Here is an 11199-nt window from a genome sequence, read left to right as displayed (position 1 = left end):
CCGTGAGTACTTCTTAACCTCGGTTGGTTAAGAAGTACTCACGGGTGGAGTCGGACGCCGAGCAGCGCGTCGACCGCTGCAGCGAATTGGCGCGGGGCATCGGTGTCGGAACCGCCGTGATCGAGCGCGCGGCGGGCCCAGCCGTCGAGTGCGTCGAGCGCCTTGGGGGTGTCGAGGTCGTCGGCGAGATGCTGACGCAGCCGGGCGATCGTGTCCGTCGCCGACTGCGCCGACTCGAGGGCGGCGGCGTCCTTCCACAGCTTCAGCCGGGTGTGCGCGTCGGCGAGCACCTGCTCGGTCCACGGACGGTCCTGCCGGTAGTGCCCCGACAGCAGTCCGAGCCGGATGGCAGCGGGGTCGACGCCTTCGCCCCGCAGCTTCGACACGAACACGAGGTTGCCACGGCTCTTCGACATCTTCTCGCCGTCGAGACCGATCATCCCGGTGTGCACGTAGTGGCGTGCGAAGCGACGGTCGCCGGTCACGGATTCGGCATGTGCAGCCGAGTACTCGTGGTGCGGAAAGATCAGGTCACTGCCTCCGCCCTGCACGTCGAAGCCCGAGCCGATGCGATTGAGGGCGATAGCTGAACACTCGATGTGCCAGCCGGGACGGCCCTGCCCGAACGGTGCCGGCCACGACGGTTCGCCGGGGCGGGCGGCACGCCACACCAGGGCGTCGAGGGGGTCTTCCTTGCCGGGGCGGTCGGGGTCTCCCCCGCGCTCGGCGAAGAATTTCTCCATCGTCTCGCGGTCGTATCCGGACTCGTAACCGAACTGCTCGGTGGCACCGGTGCGGAAGTACACATCGGGGAACTCTGCGTCGTCAACGATGTACGCGGCACCGGAGGCGAGGAATTTCTCGACGAGTTCCACCACTTCGTTGACGGATTCGACCGCGCCGATGTAGTCGCGGGGCGGGATGACCCGTAGGGCCTCCATGTCCTCGCGGAAGAGCGCCGTCTCCCGCATGCCGAGGACGACCCAGTCTTCGCCGTCACGGGCGGCGCGCTCGAACAGCGGGTCGTCGACATCGGTAACGTTCTGGACGTAATGCACCTCGTGCCCGGCGTCACGCCACAGCCGGTTGACCAGATCGAATGTCAGGTAGGTGGCGGCGTGGCCGAGGTGGGTGGCGTCGTAGGGAGTGATACCGCACACGTACATGGTCGCCGTGCGCCCCGGGGTGACCGGTCGAACCTGCCGGTCAGCGGTATCGAACAACCGCAGAGGGGGACCCTGGCCAGGGACGGACGGGACAGCGGTATCGGACCAAGACTGCATGCTTGCGAGCCTAGTGGACCGGCGTCACCGCCCTCGAGGGAGCCGCCGCCCGTCGCCGGGAACCCGGATTCCTGGGTCGTGCACGAACGTCTCAGAATGCGGGCCACGGGATCGGCCGGTGCCCGTTGGGACGCGGCATCACGGGGGCGTCGAGCAGGTCGACCGCCCGTTCGTAGAGCGCCGCGACCTCGGCGGAGGTGATGTGCTCCGCGAGCCGCGCACCGAAGTCGCCCTCGAGCGCGGGTATCAATTCGGCGATGTCGACCACCAGGGCACCCGGCACCTGCGTCCCCGCCCACCCCCACAGCACGGTCCGTAATTTGTTCTCCCTGTGCAGGCAGATGCCGTGGTCGACTCCGTACACGGAACCGTCGAGTCCTTCGAGCGCATGCCCACCCTTGCGGTCGGCGTTGTTGATGAGTACGTCGAGGACAGCCATGCGCTGCAGCCGGGGGTCGTCGGCGTGGATGAGGGCCACCGGCTCGCCATCCATGTCGCTGGCGCGAAGAATTTCGAACCAACCGTCCGGCACCGCGCCGGGCGCGCAGATGTCGACCAGATCAAGTCCGGGCCGATCGTCTCCGTGGCGGTCGGCCGTGTCCACCCATTGCTGCACCATCCCCCGTCCGAATGGACCGTCCCGAAGGAGAGTGCGCGGAATCACACCCCATCCGAGCTGTTCGGACACCAGATACGACGCGTACTCCCTGCCGGCGAGGGTTCCGTCGGGGAAGTCCCACAGCGGCCGCTCCCCGCGAATCGGTTTGTACACACACCGGACCGCGGTCTCACCGATCACCGCATCACAGACCAATGTCGCGTTACTGGCGTGGGTGATCTGGCCGATGAGGGTCAGTTCGCCGAACTCCAGAGGGTCCGACTCCTCGGCGGGCAACTGTCAGTCCTCCTCGTCCGTTTCCGGGGTGAGGCCGAAGCTGTGGCCGCGGCGGTATCCGTTGGTGCGGATACAGATGTGCCCCTCCGGCGCGAGCGGCTCCCCGCACAGCGGGCACGGCGCCCGGCCGGCGGCGATGACTCGTTCGGAACGCAGCGAGAAGTCCCTGGCCTGCAACGGGGTGAGAAAGACCCGTACGGCATCCGGGCCGTCCTCGGAGTCGTCGAGAACGACGGACTCGTCGAACTCGGTCTCGGTGACGGCCAGCAGCTCCACGACGACGGCTCCGGCGTCCGCGTCCCAGCCCAGGCCCATGGTTCCGACCCGGAATTCGGCGTCGATGGGGGTGACGAGCGGGCTCGCGTCATCGAGTTCGGCGCCCTGCGGTGGTACTTCCGTACCGAACCGGCGGTGTACTTCCTCGAGCAGGAGTCCCATCCGATCCGCGAGTACCTGAACCTGCTGCTTCTCCAACAACACGCTGACGACACGTGTCTCGTGAACCGCCTGGAGATAGAACGTCCTGTCGCCGGGCTCACCCACCGTTCCCGCAATGAACCGGTCAGGAGTGCGGAATACGTGAATTGCGCGTGACATTGCACCTCCTTCAGCTGGAGCCGGGCCCTTCTGCGGCGCTGCCCACTCGTTGATCCGTCTGGGACTCTTCCTAGCAGCGTGCCCCGTTCATTATCCGTCAATCGTTACAGGCGAACCTCCCCGCCGGGGACCGACCCCGAAACTTCGGCGGCGGCACCGTCCCCCGACGCCGGTGGAGTGTTGACCGCCGACAGGTCGTGGCCGGTGTCGTTCATCTTGAGCACATACGGCCGGGTGGAGGTGTAGCGGACGACGCTGATCGACGCGGGTTCGGCGACGATCCGCTGGAAGCCGTCGAGATGGGAGCCGAGCGCATCCGCGAGCACCGCCTTGATCACGTCACCGTGCGAGCATGCCACCCACACCACGTCCCGGCCGTGCCGTTCCGCGAGCCGGGCATCGTGCTCACGGATGGCTGCGACTGCCCGGGCCTGCACCTGGGCGAGGCCCTCGCCGCCCGGAAACACCGCGGCGGACGCATGTTGCTGGACGACCTTCCACAGCGGCTCCTCCAGCAGGGCCTTCAGTTCACGGCCGGTCCAGTCGCCGTAGTCGACCTCGACGAGCCGGTGTTCGACCACCGGGGTGAGCCCCCGCGCCCGCGCGAGTGGCTGCACCGTCTGCTCACACCGCAACAACGGTGAGTGCACGATTTCCTCGATCACGACGTCCGCGAGCCGGGCGACAACCGCCTCTGCCTGCTCCCGGCCGTGGTCGTCGAGTTCGACTCCCGGCGACCGGCCGGCGAGCGTGCGTGCAGTGTTGGAGGTCGACCGCCCATGGCGCAGCAGGACAACAGTCATTGGCCCAGCCTAGTGTCGCGCACCCGCCGGCCGCCCGATCTCAGGTTGCCGACACGACACCGGTTGCCAGGAGTGACAGCACCACGACGCCGAGAATGATCCGGTAGCCGACGAACCAGTACATCGAGTGGTCGACGACGAAGCGGAGCAACCACGCGATCGAGGCGTACCCGATGGCGAAGGCGATCAGCGTCGCAACGAGCAACTGGGCACCGCTCGCGTTGAGGCCCTCCCCCGCGGGCTCGAAGGCGTCGGGGAGGCTGAACAGACCCGATGCGACCACGGCCGGAATAGCCAGCAGGAACGAATAGCGTGCCGCGGCTTCTCGGGTCAGTCCGAGGAACAGGCCCGCGCTGATCGTGCCGCCGGACCGCGAGACGCCGGGAATCAACGCGAGTGCCTGGGCCGAACCCATGATGATGCCGTCCTTGGCGCGAAGGTCCTCGACCGGACGGACCTTGCGTCCGTAGTACTCCGCCGCTGCGATGACGAGCGCGAAGACGATCAACATGGTGGCGATCAGCCAGAGATTGCGTGCCCCGGTGCGGATCTGATCCTTGAAGAGGAAGCCGAGAATTCCGACCGGAAGGGTGCCGATGATCACGTACCAGCCCATCCGGTAATCGAGGTCACCTCGATGCTCGGGATGCAGCAATCCGCGAAACCACGCGACGACGATCCGGCCGATGTCTCGGGCGAAGTAGATGAGAACGGCCGCCTCGGTGCCGAGCTGGGTGACGGCGGTGAAGGAGGCGCCTGCGTCGTCACCGAAGAAGACCTCGGACACGATCCGCAGATGGCCGGACGAGGAGATGGGCAGAAACTCCGTCAACCCCTGGACGACTCCGAGGACGATCGCCTGGAGCCACGACATCGCCTCCCCCATCACTCACCCGTCCCGAGGTGAAACACACCGGCCCGCGAGGCCTCGAATCTGCTGTCAGGACGCCAATTTCCCATGTCGCGTTCGTCATTCACCGGCGCCACGGTACCGGGAGGCCCCGGTCGCAGCAGAATCCGGCGTGGCAGGACGGCCGGTTCCGCGCGACACCACTACTCTGCTCCTGTGGTGGCCCGTCCCGGGTGGCAGTCGCCGTCCGGGGAAACAGCACGAGACGCAGGCGGTTATGGAACAGAGATCGGTCGGAGCAAGTGGTCTGCGGGTGTCACGCCTCGGCCTGGGCACACTCACCTGGGGACGCGACACCGACGGCGACGAAGCCGCCGCGCAGATCGCGGCCTTCGTCGATGCCGGCGGCACCCTCGTAGACACCTCGCCCGCCTACGGTGACGGTGCAGCGCAGCGCATTCTGGCGGAACTGCTCGACGACGTGGTACCCCGAACCGAACTCGTCCTGAGTTCGAGTGCCGGCATCAACCCGCACGGCCCCTTGCGGGTCGACTGCTCGCGCCGAGGGCTGCTCGCTCAACTCGATGCCACCCTCCGCGAACTCGGAACCGACTACCTCGACATGTGGCAGGTCGCCACCTGGGATCCGTTCACCCCGGTCGACGAGGTGGCCGCGACACTGGATTTCGCGGTCTCGAGTGGCCGCGTCCGGTATGTCGGCGCCCGCGGCTACCTCGGGTGGCAGCTGGCCACCGCTGCGGGAGCCTCTCGCGGTACCACCCTCGTCGCCACGCAGGTGGAGTACTCCCTGCTCGCGCGCGGGGTCGAAGAGGAACTTCTTCCTGCCGCCGCACATCACGGGATCGGGGTGTTCGCGGCGGTGCCCCTTGCGGGCGGCGTCCTGACCGGCAAATACCGAAACGGGATTCCCGTCGACTCCCGCGGGGCCGACGACGCGCACTCCCAGGACGTGCAGAACTACCTCACCGACTCCTCGGTCGGTGTCGTCGATGCCGTCGTCACCGCCGCGGACGGGCTCGGAACCTCACCGCTTGCGGTCGCGCTCGCCTGGGCACGGGACCGTCCCGGTGTCGCGAGCGCCGTAGTCGGCGCCCGGGACATCGCCCAGCTGACCGGTGTCCTCGTCGCCGAGGAACTCGAATTGCCGCCCGCCATCTCGGCGGCTCTCGACGACGTCAGCGCCTGAGGGGCCGTGGGGCGCTCTCCGTGCGAATGCCGCGATAAAGCAGGCCAGGCTAACCTGGTGCTCAACGGTCGACGTCGTAGATGCAGGAGAGCTCATGACCACGCTGAACGAGGCCGACGCGGCCGATCGCCGAGCGGTCGGTTTCGCCGAGCGCATCAAGGACGGCACGGACTCCGCTCACCGCGAGACCGAACAGTCCCGGTTCGTCGGAGCGTTACTCGCCGGAGAGTTGACTTCGGACGGCTACGCCGAACTGCTTGCGCAGACCTATCTCGTCTACCGCGAATTGGAAGACGCCGGACGCACCCACACGGATGATCCGGTGGCCTCACCGTTTCTGTCCGAGAAGCTGATACGCGTACCGGCCCTGGAAGCGGATTTGGCCTACCTGCGCGGTTCGTCGTGGCGCGACACCGTGTCCCCGCTCGCCGCCACCACCCGGTACCTCGAGCGGCTGCGTGAGGTGGCGTACGACTGGCCCGCCGGTTTCGTTGCGCACCACTACATTCGGTACATGGGCGATCTGTCCGGTGGTCAGATCATTCGCCGGATGCTCGAACGAGCATATGGATACACCGAGAACGGCCTGCGGTTCTACATCTTCGAGGAGATCCCGAAACCGAAACTGTTCAAGGATGCGTACCGCGCGAAACTCGACGCCGCCCCGTTGTCCGCGGCCGATCAGCAACGGGTGATCGACGAGGTGAACCTCGCGTATCGACTCAACGGTGACCTGTTCGCCGATCTCGAAGCCGACATCGACAGCTACCTCGCGCGGTGAGGCCCGTGGTCCGCACGTGCACTCTCCGATCAGTTCTCGCAGTACTGGCAGTAATGCTCGTCGCCGCCGTCGGCGCTTCCTCGTGCACATCCGCGACCGGTGACGGTGGGACGGGCCCACGCGGCGCGCACACCGCGGTGCTGGACGATCTCGATCCGCAACCTGTCGCGTCGACGGCCGCACCGGTGCTGCCCACCACGGTCCGCAGCTTCGACGGCGTGGACGTCACGATCGACGACGTGAGCCGTATCGTGACCGCCGACCGCTACGGCACTCTGACGGAGACGGTCTTCGCTCTCGGGCTTGGGGACAACGTGGTCGGCCGCGACATCGCAGCCGAGTTCCCCGCCGCCGCCGATGTGCCGGTGGTGACGCCGGGCGGCCAGTCACTCAGCGCCGAGGCAATACTCGATCTCGCGCCGACGGTCATTCTCACCGACACCAGCATCGGACCGAAAGGCGTTCAGGATCAATTGCGCGCGGCGGGCGTTCCGGTGGTCTACTTCGACCCGACGCGCACCCTCGCCGGCGTGTCACCGCAGATCATCGCGGTGGCGAACGCGCTCGGTGTGCCCGAGCGCGGAGCCGAACTCGCTGCCCGCACCGACGACGAGATCGCAGCGGCCCGCAGCCGGGCGCCCGACGGTGAGAATCCGTTGAAGATCGCGTTCCTCTATCTGCGCGGCACCGCGATCACCATGATCGGCGGACGGGGATCCGGAGCCGACTCGTTGATCGAGGCTCTCGGAGCCGTCGACGCAGGCACGGCCTCCGGAATCACCCAGCAGTTCGCGCCCATCACCAGCGAGGCCCTCATCGCCGCAGCACCCGATGTGATCCTGATGATGACGGGTGGCCTCGAATCGATCGGGGGGATCGACGGACTCGCGAAGATTCCCGGTGTCGCGCAGACCCCGGCAGGAAAGAACCAGCGTGTCGTCGACATGGAGGACGGGGTGCTTCTCAGCTTCGGACCCAACACCGGTCGTGTGCTGGACGCCTTGGCGGACGCCGTCTATCAGCCGGCCGATCGATGAGCCTCGGCACCGTCACACCAGCTCAGGCTTCTTCTCGAACACGCACCGGCATCGTGCTGGCCGGGTTGCTGATCGCGCTCGCGGTCGCCGCAGTGTTCTCCGCGTGCATCGGCCAGGTGCCCACCGGACCGGGCGAGGTGCTCGGCAGCATCGCGCACCGCGTAGGACTCGACCTGGGTCCCCTCCCCGCACATCCCAGCGGTGAGGTCACGCTGTGGGAGGTCCGCTTCCCCCGGGTCGTCCTCGCGATCCTCGTCGGCGCGGCTCTCGGCTGCGCCGGTGCTCTCCTGCAGGGCGTCTTCGCCAACCCTCTGGCCGAGCCGGGCGTCATCGGGGTCTCCGCCGGGGCAGCCGTCGGTGCCAGTGCCGCCATCGTCGTCGGCGGGGCGTTCGCGGCCGGGTGGACCGTGGCCGCGTCCGCGTTCATCGCCGGACTCATCACGACTGTCGCCGTGTACGTCCTCGCCCGCCACGACGGCCGCACCGAGGTGGTCACCCTCGTACTCACAGGCGTCGCGGTCAATGCCTTCGCGGGCGGACTGATCGCCTTCTTCACCTTCATTGCCTCGCCGGCCGCCCGTGACCAGATCGTGTTCTGGCAGCTGGGAAGCCTCAACGGCGCCACGTGGAGCGCTGTCGCGGTAGTGGCGCCGATGACCGTCGCCGGTATCGCCGCGACCATGGTGATCGCGGCAAAACTCGACCTACTCTCGCTCGGTGAGAGCGCAGCGCGACATCTGGGACTCGACGTCGAGCGTTTGCGCCTGATCGCCGTCCTCATCGTCGCGCTACTGGTGTCGTCGAGCGTGGCCTTCACCGGGATCATTCTGTTCGTCGGCCTGGTGGTACCCCACCTCATGCGTATCGCCGTCGGTCCGGGGCACCGAGTGCTCATTCCGGCCAGCGCGTTGTGCGGGTCGCTGGTGCTCCTCCTCGCCGACCTGGGCGCCCGGTCCCTGGTGGCCAACGCGGACCTTCCCCTCGGCATGCTGACTGCTCTGGTCGGTGGACCGTTCTTCTTCTGGCTGCTCCGCCGTACCCGAGCCCGCCAGGGCGGTTGGGCGTGAGCCCCAGCCGTCTGCGGACGAGAATCCGGGAAGCTCTCGCGCAGAATTTCCTCCGCCGGACCGATCCGGTTCCGCAGGTACCCCGCCCGGGCGCGGTAACACTGTGCGCGGTCGACATCGACGTCCACCGCGGGGGACGACCCGTGCTGGACAAGGTGTCGGTGGACGTGCGCGTCGGTGAGGTACTCGTACTCGTCGGACCCAACGGCGCCGGCAAATCAACCCTCCTCGCGGCGCTGTCGGGCGATCAGAACGTGCAGTCGGGCTTCGTCCACCTCGACGACCGGGACGTCGACACGTGGACGCCCCTCCAGATGGCTCAGCGCCGCGCCGTACTCCCCCAGCAGAACACGGTGGGATTCTCGTTCACCGCACGCCAGGTCATCACGATGGGCCGGTCCCCGTGGGCCAGAACGTCCCGGTCGGACGAGGACGTCACCGCAGTCGCCGAGGCGATGAGAATCTGCGATGTCGAGCCCTTCGCCGATCGACCTTTCACCGCTCTCTCCGGCGGTGAGCGTGCTCGCGTCGCGCTGGCACGAGTGCTCGCTCAGCGCACCGAGACGATTCTGCTCGACGAACCGACCGCAGCGCTCGACCTCGGTCACCAGGAGACAGTGATGCGGCTTGCACGCGACCGTGCCCGCGCCGGCACCGCTGTGGTGGTGGTGCTGCACGACCTTGCGCTCGCCGCCGCCTATGCGGACCGGATCGTCGTGCTCGAGAACGGCCGCGTCGCCGCCGACGGCCCACCCCGGGAAGTGCTGGCCCCGGAGCTCCTCACCCGCGTCTACGGCCATCCGGTGGAGGTCATCGCGCACCCGGAAACCGGGACGCCCCTTGTCCTACCTCGACGTGACCGACGCTGAGGCCGTATGGGTGTCAGAGTCCGTCGATGACGGCGCCGAGGCGGCTCAGTACAGCGCGGACCGTTCTGCCGTCTTCCTGTCCGACGACAACCGAATCGGGGGCGGCTACCGCATCCCGCACCACCGCGACGATGGAGCGTTCGTCGGTCAGATCGATCTCGCGAATCGAGCGACGAGCCGTCGCGATGATGTCGTCCGGTGCCGGCACATCCGTCTCGACGTCCGCCCGGTACACCTCGACGAACAGGGTGCTCTTCCGTACCCGGAATGCATAGGAGTTCCCCTCTGCGGTGCGGCCGAAGCCGTGCGCGTGCGGGCCGACCGAGACGTCTTCGACGGTGAACGTCGGTGTTTCGGGTAGTTCCACGGTGTTCTCCTCGATGACCTCGTCCGGTTGTCGGGAACAACCGCACGTGGGGTCGATAGCCCCTACGGTATCGCCTCGCGACGCGCTGGGCACCGACCGCTTTGCCCGGTGTTTCGCGAATCAGGGATGCTTGGTGGACAGTTGTGCAGGTACGGACAGAAGAGAAACCCGAGGAGCAGCGCATGGGCAGACCTGGAGCGCGCGTCGTCGCGTCGTGCGTCGGAGCGGCATTTTTGCTGGTCACGGGCTGTTCTTCGAGCAACGACGAGGATCAGGCAGTCACCATCGCGCCGGCCAGTGCAGCTCAGTCACCCGCACAGGCCACGACGCCTGCCGGTGTCGTCCATCCGATCGGGCAACCTATCGAGTCGGTCACAATCGACCCCGACACGCGTACCGCCGTCGTCCTGGTCGGCGACCGGAGGGAAGTTCTTCTGTTCGCCGGCGGCGACCTCGGCGCCGCACCGCGTTCGATTCGGTTGAACGAGCCCGTGACCCAGGTGTCCCTCGCCCCCGGCGGAACTGCACTGCTCGCCATGAACGGCCAGGTGGGACGGCTGGACCTCCGATCCGCCGAGCTCGACTCCGTCCCTGCGGACGGGGACGTCCGGTCGGTGGCGCAGCTGCCCGACGGACGGCTGGCCGTAGGACTCGGCAATGGCGAAATTCACATCGCCGGCAGCGAGGGCGCCGAGTCACAGGTGATCGACGGATTGACCTCGGTAGATGCGCTGGCCGTTGTCGGCGAGTCGCTCACCGCACTCGACCGCGGTCAGACTTCCGTCACGGAAGTCGATATTCCGAAATCCTCCCTCGGTGCCGCTCTCCGCGCCGGTGAAGGTGCGACTCAACTCACCACCGATCACTTCGGTCGCATTCTGGTGACCGATACGGCCGGTGACGAGTTGCTGGCGTACACGACGGACACTCTGATGCTGCGCCAGCGGTTTCCGGCGGGCGATGCGCCCTACGGCGTCGCTTACGACGACGAGGCCAACCGGGCGTGGGTCACATCGACCGGTACGAACGAGGTGGTCGCTTATGACCTCGCCAGCGGTGTCGGGGTGGAAACCGCACGCTATCCCACGGTCCGCCAGCCCAACTCGATCGCGGTGGACACCGTCAGCGGTGATCTACTCATCGGTTCCGGCACGGGTGACGGGTTGCAGCAGATACCGACGAGGAGCTCATAGATGTCGTCGCATTCACGCCGTCTCCCCTCCGGCTGGGAAATCGAGTCCGAAGACTTCGAGTACGTGCCGCTGCGGTTGCCACCGGACGTCACCCGCGTCAGTGCGTCGATGAGACTCGCCATACAGGCGGAGTTCGGTGGCTGGGAGCTCTCGCGCGTGCGGCTGTACTCCGACGGCAGCCGGCGCGTGCTGCTCAAACGACGAAAGACCACCCACCATGTTCCCGACCCGGCTATCTAGGGAGATCCCG

The 11199-nt window shown here is 67.3% G+C and carries 13 protein-coding genes; 7 read left to right on the top strand and 6 right to left on the bottom strand.

Annotated elements, in window-relative coordinates; all coding sequences use genetic code 11:
- Positions 1–38: 38 nt before the first annotated feature.
- The 5 genes from mshC to GFS60_RS13890 all read right to left on the bottom strand — a co-directional run bounded on the left by mshC (position 39) and on the right by GFS60_RS13890 (position 4464).
- The gene (gene mshC, locus GFS60_RS13910) at positions 39–1283 is read right to left on the bottom strand and encodes a cysteine--1-D-myo-inosityl 2-amino-2-deoxy-alpha-D-glucopyranoside ligase (RefSeq protein ID WP_159921989.1); all 1245 of its coding nucleotides are present in this window, start codon (positions 1281–1283) and stop codon (positions 39–41) included.
- Positions 1284–1374: 91 nt separating this feature from the next.
- On the bottom strand, positions 1375–2178 hold the full coding sequence (locus GFS60_RS13905; RefSeq protein ID WP_109329529.1) for an SCO1664 family protein: 804 nt from the start codon (positions 2176–2178) through the stop codon (positions 1375–1377).
- 3 nt (positions 2179–2181) lie between these two features.
- Positions 2182–2775 (bottom strand): DUF3090 domain-containing protein, encoded by a 594-nt coding sequence (locus GFS60_RS13900; protein WP_159921987.1) that lies wholly within the window; start codon positions 2773–2775, stop codon positions 2182–2184.
- Between the two features lie 104 nt (positions 2776–2879).
- Positions 2880–3578, bottom strand: a complete 699-nt coding sequence (locus GFS60_RS13895; RefSeq protein ID WP_159921985.1) for a histidine phosphatase family protein — start codon at positions 3576–3578, stop codon at positions 2880–2882.
- 40 nt (positions 3579–3618) lie between these two features.
- Positions 3619–4464, bottom strand: a complete 846-nt coding sequence (locus tag GFS60_RS13890; RefSeq protein WP_109329523.1) for an undecaprenyl-diphosphate phosphatase — start codon at positions 4462–4464, stop codon at positions 3619–3621.
- Positions 4465–4705: 241 nt separating this feature from the next.
- Here GFS60_RS13890 and GFS60_RS13885 point away from each other — a divergent pair, with 241 nt between their 5' ends.
- The 5 genes from GFS60_RS13885 to GFS60_RS13865 all read left to right on the top strand — a co-directional run bounded on the left by GFS60_RS13885 (position 4706) and on the right by GFS60_RS13865 (position 9389).
- Positions 4706–5635, top strand: coding sequence for an aldo/keto reductase (locus tag GFS60_RS13885; protein ID WP_109329521.1), 930 nt, complete (start codon positions 4706–4708; stop codon positions 5633–5635).
- A 94-nt stretch (positions 5636–5729) separates the two neighbouring features.
- Positions 5730–6416, top strand: coding sequence for a biliverdin-producing heme oxygenase (locus GFS60_RS13880; protein ID WP_159921983.1), 687 nt, complete (start codon positions 5730–5732; stop codon positions 6414–6416).
- Positions 6413–7453, top strand: a complete 1041-nt coding sequence (locus tag GFS60_RS13875) for a heme/hemin ABC transporter substrate-binding protein (RefSeq protein WP_159921981.1) — start codon at positions 6413–6415, stop codon at positions 7451–7453. Before GFS60_RS13880 ends, GFS60_RS13875 begins: the two co-directional genes overlap by 4 nt.
- A complete protein-coding gene (locus GFS60_RS13870) occupies positions 7450–8520 on the top strand; it encodes a FecCD family ABC transporter permease (protein WP_109329515.1) in 1071 nt (356 codons plus the stop codon). Before GFS60_RS13875 ends, GFS60_RS13870 begins: the two co-directional genes overlap by 4 nt.
- Positions 8517–9389 carry a heme ABC transporter ATP-binding protein gene (locus GFS60_RS13865; RefSeq protein WP_159921979.1) on the top strand — a complete coding sequence of 291 codons (873 nt, stop codon included), beginning with the start codon at positions 8517–8519 and terminating at the stop codon, positions 9387–9389. Before GFS60_RS13870 ends, GFS60_RS13865 begins: the two co-directional genes overlap by 4 nt.
- Before the next feature lie 13 nt (positions 9390–9402).
- Here the strand turns inward: GFS60_RS13865 and GFS60_RS13860 are convergent, their stop codons facing one another.
- Entirely contained in the window at positions 9403–9756 is a 354-nt protein-coding gene (locus GFS60_RS13860; protein ID WP_109329511.1) for a hypothetical protein, read from the bottom strand.
- Between the two features lie 182 nt (positions 9757–9938).
- On the opposite strand from GFS60_RS13860, the gene GFS60_RS13855 reads away from it, so the two are divergent.
- Together GFS60_RS13855 and GFS60_RS13850 are read left to right on the top strand one after the other, a co-directional pair.
- A complete protein-coding gene (locus GFS60_RS13855; protein WP_159921977.1) occupies positions 9939–10949 on the top strand; it encodes a YncE family protein in 1011 nt (336 codons plus the stop codon).
- A complete protein-coding gene (locus GFS60_RS13850; protein WP_109329507.1) occupies positions 10950–11189 on the top strand; it encodes a DUF5703 family protein in 240 nt (79 codons plus the stop codon). It abuts the gene before it with no gap.
- Positions 11190–11199 lie beyond the last annotated feature (10 nt).

Source organism: Rhodococcus sp. WAY2 (genome assembly GCF_009859915.1).
Lineage (GTDB): Bacteria > Actinomycetota > Actinomycetes > Mycobacteriales > Mycobacteriaceae > Rhodococcus_F > Rhodococcus_F oxybenzonivorans.
The sequence above is the reverse complement of the archived record's forward strand: the minus strand, read 5'-3'. Positions and strand labels throughout refer to the sequence as shown.